The organism is Halobacteroides halobius DSM 5150 (genome assembly GCF_000328625.1).
Classification (GTDB): Bacteria; Bacillota; Halanaerobiia; order Halobacteroidales; family Halobacteroidaceae; genus Halobacteroides; species Halobacteroides halobius.
The window spans coordinates 137,939-158,480 of record NC_019978.1 but is presented as its reverse complement, the minus strand read 5'-3'; the positions used below and the strand labels follow the sequence as shown (position 1 = coordinate 158,480).

Annotated in this window: 15 protein-coding genes, 2 rRNA genes and 1 riboswitch; all 17 genes read right to left on the bottom strand. The window is 36.6% G+C overall.

Going from position 1 to position 20,542, the window contains the following annotated elements:
- Window positions 1-17: 17 nt before the first annotated feature.
- Window positions 18-2,975, bottom strand: a 23S ribosomal RNA gene (locus HALHA_RS00760).
- Between the two features lie 103 nt (window positions 2,976-3,078).
- A 16S ribosomal RNA gene (locus HALHA_RS00755) occupies window positions 3,079-4,615 on the bottom strand.
- The 16S and 23S rRNA genes sit together here, the layout of an rRNA operon.
- Before the next feature lie 351 nt (window positions 4,616-4,966).
- Window positions 4,967-5,572, bottom strand: a complete 606-nt coding sequence (locus HALHA_RS00750; RefSeq protein ID WP_015325892.1) for a class I SAM-dependent methyltransferase — start codon at window positions 5,570-5,572, stop codon at window positions 4,967-4,969.
- Window position 5,573: 1 nt separating this feature from the next.
- Window positions 5,574-6,713, bottom strand: a complete 1,140-nt coding sequence (locus HALHA_RS00745) for a putative glycoside hydrolase (protein ID WP_015325891.1) — start codon at window positions 6,711-6,713, stop codon at window positions 5,574-5,576.
- 131 nt (window positions 6,714-6,844) lie between these two features.
- Window positions 6,845-8,323 (bottom strand): lysine--tRNA ligase, encoded by a 1,479-nt coding sequence (gene lysS / locus HALHA_RS00740; protein WP_015325890.1) that lies wholly within the window; start codon window positions 8,321-8,323, stop codon window positions 6,845-6,847.
- Between the two features lie 18 nt (window positions 8,324-8,341).
- Window positions 8,342-8,821 (bottom strand): transcription elongation factor GreA, encoded by a 480-nt coding sequence (greA, locus tag HALHA_RS00735; protein ID WP_015325889.1) that lies wholly within the window; start codon window positions 8,819-8,821, stop codon window positions 8,342-8,344.
- A gap of 175 nt (window positions 8,822-8,996) precedes the next feature.
- Window positions 8,997-10,067, bottom strand: coding sequence for an SDR family NAD(P)-dependent oxidoreductase (locus HALHA_RS00730; protein WP_015325888.1), 1,071 nt, complete (start codon window positions 10,065-10,067; stop codon window positions 8,997-8,999).
- Window positions 10,068-10,101: 34 nt separating this feature from the next.
- Complete coding sequence (locus tag HALHA_RS00725) at window positions 10,102-11,010, bottom strand: hypothetical protein (RefSeq protein WP_015325887.1); 909 nt, start codon at window positions 11,008-11,010, stop codon at window positions 10,102-10,104.
- A gap of 87 nt (window positions 11,011-11,097) precedes the next feature.
- Entirely contained in the window at window positions 11,098-12,069 is a 972-nt protein-coding gene (dusB, locus tag HALHA_RS00720) for a tRNA dihydrouridine synthase DusB (protein ID WP_015325886.1), read from the bottom strand.
- An 18-nt stretch (window positions 12,070-12,087) separates the two neighbouring features.
- The gene (locus tag HALHA_RS00715; protein WP_015325885.1) at window positions 12,088-12,852 is read right to left on the bottom strand and encodes a type III pantothenate kinase; all 765 of its coding nucleotides are present in this window, start codon (window positions 12,850-12,852) and stop codon (window positions 12,088-12,090) included.
- Between the two features lie 44 nt (window positions 12,853-12,896).
- Window positions 12,897-13,895 carry a biotin--[acetyl-CoA-carboxylase] ligase gene (locus HALHA_RS00710; protein ID WP_015325884.1) on the bottom strand — a complete coding sequence of 333 codons (999 nt, stop codon included), beginning with the start codon at window positions 13,893-13,895 and terminating at the stop codon, window positions 12,897-12,899.
- Between the two features lie 90 nt (window positions 13,896-13,985).
- On the bottom strand, window positions 13,986-14,519 hold the full coding sequence (locus HALHA_RS00705; RefSeq protein ID WP_015325883.1) for an ECF transporter S component: 534 nt from the start codon (window positions 14,517-14,519) through the stop codon (window positions 13,986-13,988).
- 19 nt (window positions 14,520-14,538) lie between these two features.
- On the bottom strand, window positions 14,539-14,886 hold the full coding sequence (panD, locus tag HALHA_RS00700; protein ID WP_015325882.1) for an aspartate 1-decarboxylase: 348 nt from the start codon (window positions 14,884-14,886) through the stop codon (window positions 14,539-14,541).
- A 3-nt stretch (window positions 14,887-14,889) separates the two neighbouring features.
- Window positions 14,890-15,735, bottom strand: coding sequence for a pantoate--beta-alanine ligase (panC, locus tag HALHA_RS00695; RefSeq protein WP_015325881.1), 846 nt, complete (start codon window positions 15,733-15,735; stop codon window positions 14,890-14,892).
- A gap of 11 nt (window positions 15,736-15,746) precedes the next feature.
- The gene (gene panB, locus HALHA_RS00690; protein WP_015325880.1) at window positions 15,747-16,553 is read right to left on the bottom strand and encodes a 3-methyl-2-oxobutanoate hydroxymethyltransferase; all 807 of its coding nucleotides are present in this window, start codon (window positions 16,551-16,553) and stop codon (window positions 15,747-15,749) included.
- 194 nt (window positions 16,554-16,747) lie between these two features.
- Window positions 16,748-18,415: a formate--tetrahydrofolate ligase gene (locus tag HALHA_RS00685; protein ID WP_015325879.1), complete on the bottom strand. Its 1,668-nt coding sequence runs from the start codon at window positions 18,413-18,415 to the stop codon at window positions 16,748-16,750.
- A 117-nt stretch (window positions 18,416-18,532) separates the two neighbouring features.
- A riboswitch (ZMP/ZTP riboswitch) is annotated at window positions 18,533-18,618 on the bottom strand.
- Window positions 18,619-18,634: 16 nt separating this feature from the next.
- Entirely contained in the window at window positions 18,635-20,482 is a 1,848-nt protein-coding gene (gene ftsH, locus HALHA_RS00680) for an ATP-dependent zinc metalloprotease FtsH (RefSeq protein WP_015325878.1), read from the bottom strand.
- Window positions 20,483-20,542: the final 60 nt, after the last annotated feature.

The window sequence follows — 20,542 nt, the reverse complement described above, 5'->3', positions numbered from 1 at the left end:
CTGCACAATAGTCATTCTAGATTAAACCCTCGCTCTATTAGTACCAGTCAGCTTAATGTGTTACCACACTTACACCTCTGGCCTATCTACCTGATAGTCTATCAGGGATCTTACTGGATTATTCCATGGGATATCTAATCTTGAGATCTGCTTCACGCTTAGATGCTTTCAGCGCTTATCAGTTCCGCACTTAGCTACTCAACAATGCCAATGGTTGACAATTGATCCACCAGCGGTACGTCCATCCCGGTCCTCTCGTACTAGGGATAGTTTCTCTCAAATATCCTGCGCCCACGACGGATAGGGACCGAACTGTCTCACGACGTTCTGAACCCAGCTCGCGTGCCGCTTTAATGGGCGAACAGCCCAACCCTTGGAACCTGCTCCAGCTCCAGGATGCGACGAGCCGACATCGAGGTGCCAAACCTCCCCGTCGATGTGAACTCTTGGGGGAGATAAGCCTGTTATCCCCGGGGTAACTTTTATCCGTTGCGCGATGGCAATTCCATTCTTAGCCATCGGATCACTAAGCCCTACTTTCGTACCTGCTCGACCTGTATGTCTTGCAGTCAAGCTCCCTTATGCCTTTACACTCTACGTGTGATTTCCGACCACACTGAGGGAACCTTTGGGCGACTCCGTTACTCTTTAGGAGTCGACCGCCCCAGTCAAACTGCCCGTCTGAAACTGTCCCAGCACTAGATTATAGCGCTTGGTTAGAATCACGGCACAATAAGAGTGGTATCCCAATGATGGCTCCATCGACACTAGCGTGCCGATTTCAAAGCCTCCCACTTATACTGTACATAGTGTACCAAAATTCAATATCAGACTGCAGTAAAGCTCCACGGGGTCTTTCCGTCCAGTCGCGGGTAGTCTGCATCTTCACAGACACTTCAATTTCACCGAGTCCTTCGTCGAGACAGTGCTTAGGTCGTTTCGCCATTCGTGCAGGTCGGAACTTACCCGACAAGGAATTTCGCTACCTTAGGACCGTTATAGTTACGGCCGCCGTTCACTGGGGCTTAAGTTCGATGCTTTAGAACAAAGTTCCTAACATCTCCCCGTGACCTTCCAGCACCGGGCAGGCGTCAGCCCCTATACTTCGACTTGCGTCTTAGCAGAGACCTGTGTTTTTGGTAAACAGTCGCCTAAGCTTCTTTGTTGCAACCTCTTTGCGCATAACGCTAATGAGGTACCCCTTCTCCCTAAGTTACGGGGCTAATTTGCCGAGTTCCTTGACGAAGGTTCTCTCGCGCGCCTTAGAATTCTCATCTAGTCCACCTGTGTCAGTTTACGGTACGGGTACCTACTAACTTGTTAGAGGTTTTTCTTGGCAGTGGAGAATCAATTACTTCGTTTCCGTAGAAACTCCTGGTCACACCTTAGAGTTAATGATGATCCGGATTTACCTAAATCATCCTCTTTAATGCTTCAACCTGATATACCGTTCTCAGGCAAACCTATCTTCCTGCGTCACCTCTTCACTCAAATGCTAATAGGTAGTGTCGGATTTTTAACCGACTATCCATCACCTACGCCTTTCGGCCTTGGCTTAGGACCCGACTTACCCTGAGCGGACGAGCCTTGCTCAGGAAACCTTGGACTTTCGGCGAATAGGATTCTCACCTATTTCTCGTTACTCATACCGGCATTATCGCTTCTATACAGTCCATAGCTCCTTTCGGTACTACTTCTTCCCGTATAGAATGCTCCCCTACCATTGGATTAACCAATCCGCAGTTTCGGTGGTAAACTTAAGCCCCGTATATTTTTGGCGCAAGACCACTCGACCAGTGAGCTATTACGCACTCTTTAAATGAATGGCTGCTTCTAAGCCAACATCCTGGTTGTCTAGGCAGTCTCACTTCCTTTGCCACTTAGTTTACACTTTGGGACCTTAACTGGCGGTCTGGGTTGTTTCCCTCTCGACTATGAAGCTTATCCCACATAGTCTGACTCTTAAGTTCTCTATATCAGCCTTCGGAGTTTGACTGGATTCGGTAGCTTGGGTAAGCCCCTAGTCCAATCAGTGCTCTACAGCCAATATAGCAATCTTAAGGCTAGCCCTAAAGCTATTTCGGGGAGAACCAGCTATCTCCGAGTTCGATTGGCCTTTCACCCCTATCCACAGCTCATCCCATGACTTTTCAACGTCAATGCGGTTTGGACCTCCACATGCTATTACACATGCTTCATCCTGGCCATGGATAGATCACTCGGTTTCGGGTCTATGCTAAGCGACTTACGCCCTCTTCAGACTCGCTTTCGCTTCGGCTTCACCTTTTTGGCTTAACCTGTGCCACTTAACATAACTCGCCGGTTCGTTAAGCAAAAAGCACGCCATCAGGCACATACGCCCTCTGACCGCTTGTAAGCATATGGTTTCAAGGTCTATTTCACTCCCCTCCCGGGGTTCTTTTCATCTTTCCCTCACGGTACTGGTTCACTATCGGTCGCTAGTTAGTATTTAGCCTTAGGAGATGGTCCTCCTTGCTTCCCACGAGGTTCCACGTGACTCATGGTACTCAGGTGCTATTTAGATCCTTTTTAGTTTTCATCTACTGGACTATTACCATCTGTGGTGTAGCTTCCCAACTACTTCAATTAACTAAAAAGATATCTATGATACTTTTATGGTAGTATCATAATAGACCTACTACCCTGTAATAGCAATGCCCATAAGCTTATACACTATTACAGTTTGGACTCTTCCCCTTTCGCTCGCCGCTACTTAGGGAATCGATTTTCTTTCTTTTCCTAGGGTTACTAAGATGTTTCAGTTCGCCCCGTTACCCTCTTAGAGTTATTCTAGTTAGCTCTAAGATAACATGGGTTACCATGTTAAGTGCTCTCATTAGGAAATCCCTGGATTATCACTTGTTTGCAGCTTACCAAGGCTTATCGCAGCTTGCCACGTCCGTCTTCGGCTTCTAGCGCCTAGATATCCACCATACGCCCTTACTAGTTTAATCTAGATTAATCGCTATTGTGCAGTTTTCAAGGTGCAATTGAGACTTCTCAGTCTCTCAAAACTAAACAATGTAGGATTGACTATCTTCGTGTTTAACTCCTTAGAAAGGAGGTGATCCAGCCGCACCTTCCGGTACGGCTACCTTGTTACGACTTCACCCCCCTTATCGGGCACACCTTCGGCACTTCCTTCTAAAAGTTAGGTCAGTGACTTCTGGTGCCCCCAACTCGGGTGGTGTGACGGGCGGTGTGTACAAGGCCCGAGAACGGATTCACCGTGGCATTCTGATCCACGATTACTAGCGACTCCAGCTTCATGCAGATGAGTTGCAATCTGCAATCCGAACTGAGGTCTACTTTTGGGGATTTGCTCCACCTTGCGGCTTCGCTCCCCTCTGTATAAACCATTGTAGCACGTGTGTAGCCCAGAACATAAGGGGCATGATGACTTGACGTCATCCCCACCTTCCTCCGCGTTGCTCCCGCGGCAGTCTTCTTAGAGTCCCCATCACTACATGCTGGCAACTAAGAATAGGGGTTACGCTCGTTGCGGGACTTAACCCAACATCTCACGACACGAGCTGACGACAGCCATGCACCACCTGTCATCTGTGTTCCAAAAGGAAAAGTTCTTGTTAAAGAACGATCACAGGGATGTCAAGTTCTGGTAAGGTTCTTCGCGTATCATCGAATTAAACCACATGTTCCTCCGCTTGTGCGGGCCCCCGTCAATTCCTTTGAGTTTCACCGTTGCCGGCGTACTCCCCAGGTGGGATGCTTAAAGCGTTAACTACGGCACCGAAGGAGTTGAACCTCCAACACCTAGTATCCAGCGTTTACAGCTAGGACTACCGGGGTATCTAATCCCGTTTGATACCCTAGCTTTCGTACCTCAGCGTCAGAGTCAAGCCAGAAGACTGCTTTCGCCATTGGTATTCTTCCTGATATCTACGTATTTCACCACTACACCAGGAATTCCATCTTCCTCTCTTGCTCTCAAGTCTAACAGTTTCAAAGGCACTTCATTGGTTAAGCCAATGGATTTCACCTCTGACTTGCTAGACCGCCTGCGTACCCTTTACGCCCAGTAATTCCGGACAACGCTAGCCCCTTACGTGTTACCGCGGCTGCTGGCACGTAATTAGCCGGGGCTTCCTTTAAAGGTACCGTCAATTCTAGCAGTTATTCACTACTAAAGTGTTCTTCCCTAAAGACAGAGCTTTACGACCCTAAGGCCTTCATCACTCACGCGGCGTTGCTCCGTCAGGCTTTCGCCCATTGCGGAAGATTCCCCACTGCAGCCCTCCCGTAGGAGTCTGGGCCGTGTCTCAGTCCCAGTGTGGCCGATCACCCTCTCAGGTCGGCTACCCATCGTTGCCTTGGTGAGCTGTTATCTCACCAACTAGCTAATGGGACGCAAGCTCATCTTTAAGCAATAGTAATACCATCTTTCCTCCAAAGGAGTATATCTGGTATTAGCCCCTCTTTCGAAGAGTTATCCCAGACTTAAAGGTAGATACTTACGCGTTACTCACCCGTTCGCTGCTTTACTTGTTACCCGAAGGTAACTTTCTCGCACAACTTGCATGTGTTAAGCACGCCGCCAGCGTTCGTCCTGAGCCAGGATCAAACTCTCCGAATAAAGGATAAGAGTTTGAAACTGACTTAGATAGTCAAAACTCTACATTGTTTAGTTTTCAAAGACCAAATGTCTCTTGTCTTTTTAAGCGACATTTACTATATTAACAAATTAGTTTATCACTGTCAAGACTTTTTCTATCTTTTTCTTGCTTGTCCCAAGAAAATGATTTCTCTTTTCAAGCGACATTTACTATATTAACAAATTTAATGTCTGTTGTCAAGAGATTTTTATTTTTATTTGCTTCTTTTCAACAGCACAATTATCAATTTAACACATGTTTTACTTATAGTCAAGTGAAACCTAAGATTAACTTCCATTAGTTTAATATGACATATTCAAAAATACAGAAGGCTAAAGTTTACATACAGCAACCATTAAATAATATTTTTGCTTAGGCTTTGGGCTTTCAATTGTATTATCACGTTGACAAAAAAGTTCAACTTGTGAGAAATAACTCAATAATTCTTTAAATTCTTCTTCTGTATATTGACGATAATGATAAGGATTTGAACATTCATATTCCCTACCACGTCCAAATGGAGTAGAAATTATTAAAGTGCCATCCTCTTTTAATAGCTTTTGTAAATTAGCAATAAATTTATAATCATTTTTTATATGCTCGACAGTTTCCATACTAATTATAGTATCAAATTTTCCTACTTCATCTGCTAAATCAGGGTCAGTAGCACTACCAACCCTAAACTCAGTCCAAGGAAATTTATAATGCTGTCGAGCATACTTTATACACTCTTTATTAATATCTATTCCTATAATCTTTTTTATACCTTCTCCCATTGCTAATAAAACTTCTGCACCATATCCTACTCCACAAGCAAAATCTAAAACTCTACCTCGAGTATATTTGCTAGCAAATTTATAACGTGCAATATGTTCAATTAATAATCCATTATTAGGATTCATTTTCTTAGGAATAACTCGTTCTTCAGTTAATTTCATTTTATCTTATCCTCCTTCTTCTATTAATTAAAGCTTCAACTGTATAATTAGAAGCAGGATTCCATAATAACCAACCGTTTATTTCTTGCTTTTCCACAGCTTTAATCTGAGCCTTAATTTCTCGTGCTTTATATGTGTATTGTAAAGAGAAATCTTGTAACCATGGTCTTAGTTTATAACTATTTTTTCCTAGTTTTTCTTTAGCATCCTCTAGACTTCTGCTTATTAGTTGATAAGGTCGGGAACTAGGATCTTCTAAACCATACATTCCTTTATTATAATGTGAAGGATAAATCATTGGTGAGATATAATCTACATAGTTTACCATTCGGGTGATATCTTGTCCAATACCTAAGTCTCCATCAACAGTAGTCGTTAATCCAAAAACATCAGCAGATAATAATACACTCTCATCTGTTAATTTATCTTGAGCATACTTTAAAAAATTTACAATAGTATCTGCTTTAGATTCTTTCAATGAAGATTTAATGACAAATTTACTATTCTCAGCTAATACCGGAAAACGAATATAATCAAATTGAATTTCATCCACCCCTAAATTTGCTGCCTTTTGTGCAATATTTAAGTTATGATCCCACACCTCTTTAGAGTATGGATTAGACCATTGATTACTATTTATTGTAACCTCTTTATCCGTAACTAAGGTGTATTTTAATGAATACTTAGATTGTTGAGCCAACTTAATATCTTTAAAAACAGCCAAGCGTCCAATTACATAAATACTATTTCTATGACATTTAGTTATTAACTTTTTTAATTTATCCTTGGTTTCATTACTTTTAGAAAAAATAGTATTTCCGGTTATACTCTTAATATCAATCACGACAGCATTTAAATTGCTTTCATTAATTAATTTAATCAATTTATCCATTTTAAGTTCACTTTTAGCTACCCGACTATTTATATAAATCCCTTTAACTCTTTTAGAATGCTTAACGTATAGAGGTATTAATTCTGGAATATCTAAATTGTATTTTTCTTTATTCTTTTGATAGCCTTCATATTGTACCTCAAACTGTAATAAATTATCACCTTTTATATGTAATTTAGCATCAACTAAAGCTACATGACCAAAAATAAATATCATAATAAATATAGAAATAAATAATTTATTATTCACTACTAACACCTCTTAAATTATTAAATTATAATGCTAAATATAATTATAACATCTGTTAGAAATACTTTTAACCTATAATTTATTACAGTAAATACAAAAAAAGGAGGAATGCCCCTCCTTTTTTATAATACTTACTCTTTTTCAGGCCTTAAGTGTGGGAATAAGATAACTTCTCTAATAGATAGAGAGTTAGTTAGTAGCATAATTAATCTGTCAATTCCAATTCCTAGCCCACCAGCTGGTGGCATTCCGTACTCTAAAGCTCTAATAAAGTCATTATCCATCATATGAGCTTCATCATCACCTGCTTCTCTTTGCTCCATTTGTTTTTTAAATCTTTCCTTTTGATCAATCGGATCATTTAATTCAGAGAAAGCATTAGCAATTTCATTACCAGCAATAAATAATTCAAATCTATCTGTAAAGTTTGGGTTATTAGGATTCCTTCTTGCTAACGGAGATACTTCAACTGGATATTGAGTAATAAAAGTTGGCTGAATTAAATTATCTTCTACATATTCTTCAAAGAACTCATTAATAATTTCACCTACTGCAGTATTCTCATTATAATCTATACCCTTATTATCAGCCAAAGCTTTAGCCTCTTCTAAATCATCAACATTACTAAAATCAACATCAGCATGCTCTTTAATTGCCTCTACCATACTCATCTTTCTCCAATTATTTAAATCTATTTCTTGTTCATCATATTCTATTTCTAAACTGTCTAATACATCTCCAGCTACATTTTTTATTAAATCTTCTGTTAACTCCATCATATCATTATAATCTGCATATGCTTGATAAACTTCTAAAGAAGTAAACTCTGGATTATGCTTAGTTGATAGTCCTTCATTACGCATATTCTTACCCAATTCAAATACTTTTTCAAAACCACCTACTAGTAATCTCTTTAAATAAAGTTCAGGAGCAATTCTCATATATAAATCTGTATCCAAAGCATTATGATGAGTAACAAAAGGTCTAGCAGCAGCACCTCCAGCCACAGAATGCATTAAAGGAGTCTGCACCTCTAAAAAATCTTCTTCTTCTAAATATTCTCTAATCTTATGTAAAATTTTACTTCTAATTATAAAGTTTTGTTGTACATCATCATTTACAATTAAATCCACATATCTTTGTCGATACCTTTTCTCTACATCTGTTAAACCGTGCCACTTTTCTGGTAGTGGTCGTAATGATTTAGCAAGAACTTTAAATTCTTCTACCTGAATAGTTACTTCCCCTTGCCGTGTCTTGAATAATAATCCTTCTATTCCAATTTGATCTCCAATATCTAAATCATTGAAAAGCTCATAGCCCTCTTCTCCAACATTACCTTCCTTAACATACAATTGAACTTTACCTGACATATCTTTTAAATCAGCAAAGCTCGATTTACCATGATTCCTAACAGCCATAATTCTACCAGCTACTTTAACCATAACTTTTTCTTCTCTCAGTTGGTCATAATCTTCTACTACATCTTCTACAGTATGAGACCGATTAAAATCATTACCATATGCATTAATTCCTTCTTCTTTCAAATTGTCTAATTTTCTTCTTCTCTTTAGCATTAATTCATTCAGTTCACTATCATTTGTTGCCATTGCAATACCTCCATAGTACTATTTTTTAATTGCTAGTACTTCATATTCTATACTCCCAGCTGGAATATCAATTTCTACAGTATCTCCTACTTTATGGCCTAATAACCCTTTGCCAACTGGTGATGCATTAGAAATTTTGTTTTCATCTGGGTTAGTTTCAGCAGAACTAACAATTTTATATTCTACCTCTTCATCAAATTCTTTATCTAATAGTCTAACTGTAGTTCCAACATTCACTTCAGTTGTATCAATTTCATCTTCATTAATAACTTCAGCATTCTTAATCATATTTTCTAATTTTTTTATTCTACCTTCTACAAATGCTTGTTCATTCTTAGCATCATCATATTCGGAGTTCTCACTAATATCCCCAAGTTCACGAGCCTCTTTAATTCTTTGTGCTATTTCCTTTCTTTTTGGCCCTCGTAAATGCTTTAATTCATCTTTTAATTTATTCAAACCTTCTTCTGAAATAATTAGTTTATCTTGGTTACTCATAATTAATCCTCCCTTTTCCGATATTATCCAAGAGATTTCATGTTCTATGAAGCTCTTTAATCTTAGTAAAAGATTTAACATATTTATTATGTCAAAAATAAAAAATAGTGTCAAGTAATTATAACATGATGTTGCATGCTTTAGCAAATTATTATAATTCAGGATCTTTCTTTTGTCAAGTAGAGCTAATTAGCTGGCGAACCTTATTTACTCGCTTTAAAGTTACTTCTCGTTCCGAATTTCTCAAGCTTGCTAATTTAAAACCATGCTTATTAGCTAATTTATTGATCTCTAAAACCTTATCTATTTCTAATTCGGAACCTAAACTATAATTATCATATTTTTCTTCCAAAGCTAAAATCATAGTTTCAGCCATACAAGCATACGCTGTTTTATCTGGAAAACCAAAATCTAAGTTGAAATTAACTTCTCCAGGCACTTCTACAATTCCACCATCAATAATCAAGACATCTGATCTTCTTTGATTTACTTCTTTAGCAACATCACGAGGTCTAGCAACATCACAAACTATTGTTCCAGGTTTAAGTAAGTTAATATTAATCAAACTTTCTACAGCACTAGAAGCTGCAATAATAATATCAGATTGAGGTAAATATTTATCTAAATTAGTTGTGGTCTTTACTTGTACGTTATAATCTTTCTTTACTCTCTGGGCCAACCTCTCTAGCTTATCTTTTTTTCTAGCAGCTAAAATAAGCGAGTTATTATCCTCAGCTAATAATTTAGTACAAGCCTTACCAATCGAACCACTCGCTCCTACAACTAATATGTTGCTATTTTTCATATTAACTCCAGATATTTCACTAGCTAATTTAACTCCTTCTAAAGCTGTAGCAACAGTATAACTATTTCCTGTAGTCACTGGAATATCAAGTTGATTAGCAATAGTAACTCCTTTATCGCCTACTACTGAAGTAAAAGCTCCTAGACCTAAAATATCAGCTCCTAATTCTTGAGCTATAAGACCAGCATCTACAATTTTTTCTATGACCACTGAAGTAGGTAATTCTAGCATTTGTTGTGAAGTTAGAGGGCAAGCAATAAACCATCCTTCAGCTTTAGGGCCAAGTTTAGATCTAACCCCAGTAATATCTGATGCTTTAAACGGAGGTAGTAACTTAACCATACTCTTTACTAAACTTTTAGGTAGCTTATCACAAATAGGAAATTTACGTGCTACATCAGCTATTTTTAGTGGATGTATAATAAATGCAAATCGATTCATCAAATTCCTCCTTGTAAATATTCTATAATTATATTTATGAGACTTCTTGATTCAGATTTTCAATTCTTGGGGTTAAATCAATTTGACGTAGTAAATTTAAATAATCAGAAACTTGAACTTCTGATAAGGGCTTATCAATTAAGGTTACTAAAGCAGCTTCAATCACATTAGTTCCAAAAGAACGACCCTTAAACCCTGGGGTAGTTGTCACCAGTTTGCTAACCCCTCTTTTTTTCAATAATGTAACATCTTTAGCAGTCAAAGTATTCGTAATTAATACAGTCCCAGTTAAATTTTGAGGTAAGTAACGTCTAATATAATGAAAATCTCCTGCTATAATATCCGCTCTATGATAATACCGACTATATTTATCTTTAATCTTAGTCTGCTTATCACCAGTAGGGTACAATAAACTAAAGGGAAGTTGACTAATTAAAGGCATTATAAATCTAGCTATCTTATGTAAAGTAGATAATGATTTTAAAGGCCAAGGCACTCCTAAGCCAAAGATTAAATCGCCAATAATTAAATCTGCGCCTTGATTAGCTAAAGATTCAGCCATACCAAATCTATCTAAAGCACTAACTATTAATACTTTCTGATTTGCTAACTCTAATTCATTAGCTACTTGCTTAATAGCCATTCTCTCTAATGAGTTCTTTAGCCCACTACCATCTACAATAGGAGTCTTCTCAATACTATTAATAATCTTTTTAGCAGTCCGAAGCTGGTATCTCTTCTTTCCTGCATATAAATTAAGATCAATACCACCTAATCCGAAAGCATCTACCTTCCCATCTAATCGCTTAAACAATTTAATAGCATCTTGTAAATTACCATCTGTCCCAATTCGCTCTAAAATAAAATCTTCCCCTAACAATTGACATTCAACACGATGATCTCGAGCAGAAGAACCTAGACTAATACTAACTACATGCTTCATTAGTTCCACCCCTTACTCTTTATTCTAATATGTACAACTCCATTAAAATTATTATACACAAAAATAAAAAAACTGATACCTTTAGTATCAGCTAAATTGAGCTTGATATTTAATTAATAGCTCTTTCATCTCTTCTTTACTCTGGGTTTGATTGATTTTATCTTTAATAGCAGTACAATTTCTTAATCCCTTTAGATACCAACTGGCATGTTTTCTCATCTCTCTAATACCTACATACTCCCCTTTATAATCCACTAATTTCTCTAAGTGGTAGATCGTCTTGTCTATCTTTTCTTGCGGACTAGGCGGAGGTAATAACTCTCCAATCTTTAAATAATGAGCAGTCCTAGCAAAGATCCAAGGATTACCTTGGGCCCCTCTAGCAATCATAACTGCATCACATCCTGTCTGATCAATCATTTCTATAGCATCTTCAGGCTTAAAAATATCTCCATTTCCAATCACTGGAATAGAAACTGTTTCTTTTACTTCCTTAATAATTTCCCAATCAGCTTGGCCCTGATAAAACTGTTCTCTAGTCCTTCCATGGACTCCTATAGCTGCTGCTCCATTTTCTTGAGCTATTTTAGCTATCTGACAAGCATTGATTCGTTCCCCATCCCATCCAGTTCTAATCTTAATAGTTACTGGTATTTCAACTGCCTTATCCATAGCTTTAACAATCTCGCCTAATAAATATGGTTCCTTCATCAAAGCAGATCCATAGCCATTTTTTACTATTTTAGGAGTTGGACACCCTACATTTAAATCAATAATCTCTGGATTACTAATTTCTACTACCCTTTTTGCTGCTTGGGCCAAAGTTTGAGGATCATTACCAAATAACTGTAAAGAGACAGGCTGTTGATTATTACTAATTTCTAATAATTTTTCTGTCCTTTCATTTCCATGTACTAATCCTTTAGCACTTACCATTTCAGTACAGACTAAACCACAACCGCCTACTTCACTAACTACTTGACGATAAGGTAAATCTGTTACCCCCGCCATAGGAGCTAAAATAACTGGTGGCTCTATTACTATATCTGCTATCTTCACTAATTAACCCTCCTATCATTATAGGTTCAGTTTAGCAACAATTTTTAATCCCTCTAATGTTAAAAATTGATTGTTGATTTCTATTTCTTCAGATTCACTAGTAATTAAATCAGCTAAACCACCCGTAGCAATTACTTTAGGTTCTTGCTTAAATTCTTTTTTCATACGCTTAACCAACCCATCAACTTGTCCTACGAAACCATATAAGATTCCCGCTTGTAAGCTATCATGAGAGTCTTTTCCAATCACCCGCTTAGGAAAATCTAATTCAATTTTAGGTAACTTAGCTGCTCTATCAAATAAAGCTTCAGTTGAAATTCCTATTCCAGGAGCAATAGCTCCTCCTAAATAATCTCCTGTAGCAGATAATGCATCTAATGTAGTAGCTGTTCCAAAATCAACAATAATAGCCGGACCATTATATAAATGCTTGACAGCTACTGCATTTACGATTCGATCTGCTCCTACTTCTTTAGGATTGTCAGTCTTAATATTAATCCCTGTTTTAACTCCCGGGCCAACAACTAAAGGTTTAACCCCCAAGTATTTAATAGACACTTCCTCTAGAGCATGAATAATTGGTGGTACTACAGAAGAAATAATTACTCTCTCTACATCTTCTAAACTCTGATTAGCAGTAGAAAATAAATTGGCTAATAACATTCCATATTCATCTGGCATCTTTTTACGATCAGTAGAGATCCTCCAATCAATCAATAATTCATCTTCTTGATATAAACCTAAAACAATATTAGTATTTCCCACATCAATTGCTAAAATCATTATCCTCACCCTTTATTTGATTTAGTTTACAATTAGAATTAATTTTAATTCCCTGAGTTAAATGACTGATGGGATAAAGAAACATCACCAGAGTATACTTTCTCTTGCCCTCTATCAGTCTTAACTATTAAAGCGCCATCATCAGCAATATCGACTGCTAAACCACTATACTCTTGATTGCCATCTGCTATTTTAACTTCTTGACCTAGAGTATAAGCATATCCCTTCCATTCAGCTAATAATTCTTCAAAATTGTCTAACTTAGGATATAATTTCTCTATTTCCTGTAATAAAGACTGCACAAAAGCAACTCTATCTATCTGTTCTCCTAGCTCATTAAAGATTGTTGTTACTTTATTATGTAACTCAACAGGTAACTTACTTATCGCAAAATTAGCATTAATCCCCATGCCAATAGCTAAGTAATTAACTTTATCTAACTCAGCCCCCATTTCAGTTAAAATACCACTCACTTTTTTATCATTAATTAATACATCATTAGGCCATTTTATCTTAGCATCTAAATTTGTAATTTGATTAATCGTCTTAGCTAAGGCTAAGGCAGATAAATATGTAGCTCTTCCCGCCATAACCGGCTTAAGGTCAGGAGATAAAATATACGATAACCAAATACCTCCTTGTGGGCTAGAAAAGTTTCGATTTAATCTTCCTTTACCACCAGTCTGTTCTTCAGATATAATTACAGTTCCTTCTTTTACACCATTTTTAGCTTGTTCTTTAGCAACCCTATTAGTAGAATCAATCTGATTATAATGGATAATTTGATGACCTATTTGATTAGTAGTCAAATTCCGTTTGATTTCCTCTGGTAATAAAATATCTGGAGTTTCGACTAATCTATAACCTAATTTAGAAGATGACTCAATCTCATAACCTGCTTCCCTAAAATAATTTATATACTTCCAAATTGTAGTTCGAGATACATCCAACTGATCACTTAATTCTGCACCAGATAAATAATCAGTTTGATAATGATATAATAAATCAAGTACTTTAGTCCTACGCTTTAAATTTCGTCTCATGTTATCCTCCTTTTTTCTAGCACCATTATATAACATTCCTTATTAAAATACAAAGGATTAAAACCAATATAACCCCCTACGGGGGTTATATTAATTAGTTATATTTGTGTTTATTGCTTTAACATTACTTTGTTGTAATGCCTTTACTATACCTACTGTAATTAAGACTCCTACTACTACTTCTGGTACTCCATGAGTTATTCCAACTCCTAAAGCTACCTCATAAGTTAGATAACCTCTAACTACAGCCAAAGATAAAACACCAACAGTATTAGTTAAAGTACCTACTATAGTAGCCAAAATAGCTGAGAATAATTTATAATCGATCAATTTAGCGCTATAAGCAGCCAAAATTCCAATCAATATTCTTGGTACAATGGCTATTAATGGATCGACAAAGAATGCCCCTCCTCTAATAAAACTTGTGATTCCAAAAATAAGACCTACTAGACCACCTACAATTGGCCCTTCTATAATTGCTGCAATAATTACTGGAATATGCATAATTGTGGCTGAACCAGCTGGAGTAGGAACTGGAATATACCCTAAAGGTGTCACACTTAGTAAAATTGCAATTGCACTTAAAATACCTGTCACTGTCAACTGTCTAGTCGTCAAATTCATTTTTATGCCCCCTTTTATCTTATTCAATTTTATTCTCTTTATTTACTAATACGACTTTAGGTTCTAAACTTTTAGCTTCTTCTTCACTCAACAAAGCATAAGAGATAATAATTATTGTATCTCCTGGTCTAGCCTTTCTAGCTGCTGCCCCATTAAGACAAATGATACCTGAACCTCTTTCTCCAGGAATAACATAAGTTTCTAAACGTTGACCATTATTATTATTAACTATTTGAACTCGTTCATTAGGATAAATATCTGCTACTTCCATTAATTCTTGATCAATAGTAATACTACCTACATAATTTAAATTAGCATTAGTAACTTTAGCCTGATGAATTTTTGACTTATGCATCATACGCATCATAATTTACACCTCCAGCATCACATTATCTATTAATCTAGTACCTCCAATATAAACAGCAAGAGCAATTAAAATTTTATCCTTAATCTTTGTAACTGATTCTAAAGTCTCTTGTTTAACTACTTCTACATAATCTATCTTGGCTAATGGTTCCTCTTTAATCATTTCTACCATTTTATTCTCAACAACTTTAGCCTTATTTTCCCCCTGTTCAATCAATTCTCGGGCCAACTCTAAAGAATTATAAAGTACTGTAGCAGCTGTCCGCTCTTCTTGATTTAAATACTTGTTTCGAGAACTAATAGCTAATCCGTCCTCTTCTCTAACTATAGGTACTATTACTATCTCAAGATCAAAATTTAAATCTTTAACCATTCGCTTAATAACTAATACCTGTTGAGCATCTTTTTGACCAAAATAAGCATGATCAGGAGCAATGATATTAAATAGTTTACTAACTATAATACAGACCCCTGTAAAATGACCTGGGCGACAAGCACCACATAACTTATCAGTTAATCCCTCTACTTGAATTGTAGTAGCAGCTCCAGAATCATAAATCTCATCAGCCTCAGGAGCAAAGACTGCATCAACTCCTACTTCAGCTGCTAACTCTGCATCTCTATCTAAATCGCGCGGATATTCATCATAATCCTCATCAGGGCCAAATTGAGTAGGATTGACAAAAATACTAGCAATTACTATATCATTGTCCTGTCTAGCTTCTTTCATCAATGATAAATGTCCTTGATGTAAGTAACCCATTGTAGGAACAAAACCTATCTTTTCTCCTACTAGCTTTTTGGATTTGATAAACTCTTTGATTTCGGAAATTGTCGTATAAATCTCCACTTTATTACCTCCTAGTTACTAAAACTCTCTTCTGAATTCGGAAATTCTCCGGATTTAACATCTTCTTTATATTTGTTTAAAGCTTGATTAATCTCTTGCCTTAAATCTGTATATTCTCTTACAAACTTAGGAGTAAAGTCAGTAGAAACCCCTAACATATCTTGAGTAACTAAGACTTGACCATTACAATCTTTACCTGCTCCAATTCCAATAGTAGGAATTGATAATTGATTAGTTATTCGGGTAGCTAATTTTGCCGGAATACACTCTAGTACTAAAGCAAAAACACCAGCTTCTTCTAAAATTTTAGCATTCTTTAATAATTCTTTAGCAGCACTCCCCTTTCCTTGCACCTTAAAACCACCAAATTGATTTACAGATTGAGGGGTCAAACCTAAATGACCCATTACTGGAATCCCAGCTTTATTAATTGCCTCTATCTCCTCTACTATCTCACTACCACCTTCTAGCTTTACCGCCTGTGCCCCACTTTCTTTAATAATCTGTCCAGCATTCTTAACTGTATAACTAATATCATTAACCTTATAAGCCATAAAAGGAAGGTCAGTAACTACTAAAGAATCATTAGCACCTCTAGTTACTGCTTTACTATGATGAATCATATCCTCAACTGTCACTACTAATGTATCTTCATAGCCTAAGACTACCATTCCTACTGAATCCCCAACTAAAATTACATCAATCCCAGCTTTATCTATAGCTTTAGCCATTGGATAATCATAAGCAGTTAACATTGTAATTTTCTTCCCAGCATCTTTTTTCTGCTGTAGAGTTTTAATTGTCACTTGACCACTCATCTTTTCACCTCCAGTAAAATTCCTTACACAAAGAAAAAACTCCTAACCTAGACAGGAAAGGAGTTATCTATAGATATAGATAGGCATAGTTGGCCCACTACATAAGCTATTCCCCGTCTCAGTCTATTAATAGATCCAAGCGGATATTATTCAATTTCATTTCATTATACTAGTTAAAATTTAAAATTGCAAATTTAAAATAAACCTGTAATCTTTCCCTCAGCATTAATATCAATATCTTCAGCTGAAGGCTCTTTTGGCAAACCAGGCATTGTTAATACATCACCAGTCAGTGCTACTAAAAAGCCTGCACCAGCGGAGACTTTAATTTCTCTTACAGTTAATTCAAAACCTTCTGGTCGCCCCTTTAAAGATGGGTCATCAGATAATGAAGCTGGAGTCTTAGCCATACAGATTGGTAAATTAGCAAAACCATTTTCAGCTAATTGCTTAATATTCTTTTTTGCCTGCGCTGTAAAGTTAACCTTCGCTGCACCATAAACTTCTGTAGCTATCCTTTCTATCTTTTCCTCAATAGAATCTTCAGTAGAATATAATGGCTTAAATTCACTTGGCTGATCAACTAAATTTAATACCTTCTTAGCTACTTCTACTCCACCAGCTCCTCCTTTCTCCCACACTTGAGAAAGAGCTACTTCCACACCTAACTCTTGACAACGTTTCTTAATTAATTTAATCTCAGCCTCTGTATCATTAGTAAACTCATTAATAGCTACTACCAGAGGAAGATTAAACTTCTGCACATTTTCAATATGCTTCTCTAAATTCTCTAATCCAGCAGATAATGCCTCTAAGTTCTTTTCCTGTAAACTATCTCCATTCGCCCCACCATGCATCTTTAAAGCTCTAACTGTTGCTACTAAAACAACTGCGTCTGGCTTTAAATCAGCAAACCGACACTTAATATTAAAGAACTTCTCTGCTCCTAGGTCAGCTCCAAAACCAGCTTCAGTTACTGTATAATCAGCAGTATGTAAGGCTAAATTAGTAGCCATAATACTATTACAACCATGAGCAATATTAGCAAATGGACCTCCATGAATAAAAGCAGGAGTATTCTCTAATGTTTGAACTAAATTAGGTTTAAGAGCATCTTTTAATAAAGCAGCCATTGCTCCTGCTACTTCTAATTCTTTAGCTTTTACTGGTTGGCCCTCATAAGTATAGCCAATAATTATTTCACCTAATCTACTTTTTAAATCAATTATATCTTCAGCTAAACATAAAATCGCCATTACTTCTGAAGCAACAGTAATCATATACCCATCCTCACGCGTTTGACCATTTTTAGCTCCTAACCCTACAACAATCTCTCTTAAAGCTCGGTCATTCATATCTACAACCCGCTTGAAAATAATTTGATTCGGATCTAAGTTAAGTTCATTTCCTTGCTTAATATGATTATCAATTGTGGCTGCTAATAAATTGTGTGCTATGCCAATAGCATGAATATCTCCCGTGAAATGAAGATTTATATCCTCCATTGGCACAACCTGTGAGTAACCTCCACCAGCAGCTCCTCCTTTAATCCCCATACAAGGTCCTAAAGAAGGTTCACGTAAAGCAACTGCTGCATTTTCTCCTAGTTTGTTTAAAGCCTGACCTAATCCTACAGTTGTAGTTGATTTTCCTTCCCCAGCCGGTGTAGGTGTAATAGCAGTAGTTAAAATTAACTTACCAGGATCATTTTCTTCTAATACTTGCTTATAAGTATCTAATTTAATCTTTGCCTTATATTTACCATACCTCTCAATATCATTTGCACCTAACCCCAACTTCTTTGCAATCTTATCAATTGGTTCCATTTCTGTTGTCTGAGCAATTTCAATATCACTTTTCATCTCAATCCCTCCCAAATTTAGTTTAAGCCCTTCAGTAAAAATTATACTCAATCAATTTTAAACTGTAAACATTCTTACTTTAAATATAAAAAACCGCCTGAACAGATAGCAATTATAACTATCTGCCCAGACGGTCGGCAATTCTCCTTATTATGCTCCTTGATGGTTAATCCCATCCTAATCCGTCAGTCACATAATAAGCATCTATTGGATTATTAATTACTGATCATCTTCTTCTAAATCATTAGCTTCTTCATCATAAAAACCAGGCTTATATTCAATAATAATCTCTTTAATATCTTCTTTTTCTAAAGTTTCTTTTTCCTTTAAAGCAGCTACCATATCTTCTACTATTTCACTATTCTCACTTAAAATTTCCTCAGCTTTTTGATAACAACTTTCTACTAATTTTTTAATTTCTTTATCAATCTCAGCTGCAACTTCTTCACTATAGTTACGGCTTCTAGAGAGATCTCTACCTAAAAAGACTTGATCATTTTGTTTCTGTCCTAAAGTCAACGGGCCAAGCTTTTCACTCATTCCATAATCAGTCACCATTCTACGAACTATTTTAGTAGCTCGCTCTAAATCATTTTGCGCTCCGGTACTGATATCATCTAAAAAGATCTCTTCAGCTACTCTTCCTCCTAATAAAGAAGAGACTTTATGTTGTAACTCAGTTTTAGTAACAAAGCTTTTATCCTCTTCAGGTAGATTAATAGTAAAACCACCAGCTCTACCACGAGGAATAATAGTTACCTTATGAGTTGGGTCAGCTTCTGCTAATAATTCTCCTAATAAAGCATGACCTGTCTCGTGATAAGAAACAATATCCTTTTCTTTATCACTAATTACTCTACTCTTACGCTTTGGCCCGGCAATAACTCTATCAATAGAGTCATCGAACTCAAGCATACTAATTTCTTCTTTATCACGACGAGCCGCTAAAATAGCAGCTTCATTAGCTAAATTCTCTAAATCAGCTCCAGTGAAACCAGGAGTCCTGCGAGCTAATACTTCTAAATCTACATCATCAGTTATAGGTTTATCTTCAACATGGATCTCTAAAATACCTTTTCTAGCTTTATAATCTGGTTTTCCAACCGGAATCTGTCTATCAAAACGGCCTGGTCTTAATAAAGCTTTATCCAGTACATCAGGACGATTAGTAGCCCCCATAACAATAATACCTTCATTAGGCTCAAAACCATCCATTTCAACTAATAACTGGTTTAAAGTTTGCTCACGTTCATCATTACCTCCACCAACACCAGCACCACGTTGGCGACCTACAGCATCTAATTCATCAATAAAGACAATACAAGGAGCATTTTCTTTTCCTTGTTCAAATAAATCTCTGACTCGAGAAGCTCCAACTCCAACAAACATTTCAACAAAGTCAGAACCACTGATGAAGAAAAATGGCACCCCTGCTTCGCCAGATACTGCTCTAGCCATTAAAGTCTTACCTGTCCCTGGAGGACCTAACATTAAAACACCTTTAGGAATTTCAGCCCCCAAACGACTGAACTTATCTGGATGCTTTAAGAATTCAACAACTTCCTGTAACTCTTCTTTAACTTCTTCATAGTTAGCTACATCATCAAATGTAACTTTAGTATCTCCTTCTTTATGTAGTTGAGCCTTATTCTTTCCAAAAGACATCATTTTCTTGCCGCCACCTTGCATTTTATTCATAATAAAGATCCACGCGGCAATCAAAATAATTGTTGGTAATAAATAAGCAAATAATCCTGTCCACCATGGTGGTTCAGGCTCAGGCTTAGTCTCAATCTTTACATCATTAGCTCGTAAAAGTCCCTCTAGTTTTTCAATTGTTCCGGGTACATTTATTTCAAACTTTTTACCATCTGCTAGGTTTCCTCTTATTAAATTTTCACCTATGATTGTAACTTTTTCAATTTTACCTGTTTTAACCTGCTTAATAAACTGACTATAAGATACTTCTTCTTGTGGTTGATTAGGAGCAATAATATATTGAGCTATTAAAACTCCAATGGCAATTATGACTATATAAAATCCAATACTCTTCGAAAACTTCTTCAACTAACAATCCTCCTTCCCTAAAAAACAATATAGTTGTTCATTCTACCATTTATTGATTAT

Coding starts and splice junctions, on each gene's coding strand:
- HALHA_RS00715 (WP_015325885.1), bottom strand. CDS start 12,852: ATGATTTTAGCAATTGATGTGGGAAATACTAATATTGTTTTAGGTTTA.
- greA (WP_015325889.1), bottom strand. CDS start 8,821: ATGAGTAACCAAGATAAACTAATTATTTCAGAAGAAGGTTTGAATAAA.
- HALHA_RS00730 (WP_015325888.1), bottom strand. CDS start 10,067: ATGAATCGATTTGCATTTATTATACATCCACTAAAAATAGCTGATGTA.
- HALHA_RS00710 (WP_015325884.1), bottom strand. CDS start 13,895: ATGAGACGAAATTTAAAGCGTAGGACTAAAGTACTTGATTTATTATAT.
- HALHA_RS00705 (WP_015325883.1), bottom strand. CDS start 14,519: ATGAATTTGACGACTAGACAGTTGACAGTGACAGGTATTTTAAGTGCA.
- HALHA_RS00685 (WP_015325879.1), bottom strand. CDS start 18,415: ATGAAAAGTGATATTGAAATTGCTCAGACAACAGAAATGGAACCAATT.
- panB (WP_015325880.1), bottom strand. CDS start 16,553: ATGAGTGGTCAAGTGACAATTAAAACTCTACAGCAGAAAAAAGATGCT.
- lysS (WP_015325890.1), bottom strand. CDS start 8,323: ATGGCAACAAATGATAGTGAACTGAATGAATTAATGCTAAAGAGAAGA.
- HALHA_RS00725 (WP_015325887.1), bottom strand. CDS start 11,010: ATGAAGCATGTAGTTAGTATTAGTCTAGGTTCTTCTGCTCGAGATCAT.
- panD (WP_015325882.1), bottom strand. CDS start 14,886: ATGATGCGTATGATGCATAAGTCAAAAATTCATCAGGCTAAAGTTACT.
- HALHA_RS00750 (WP_015325892.1), bottom strand. CDS start 5,572: ATGAAATTAACTGAAGAACGAGTTATTCCTAAGAAAATGAATCCTAAT.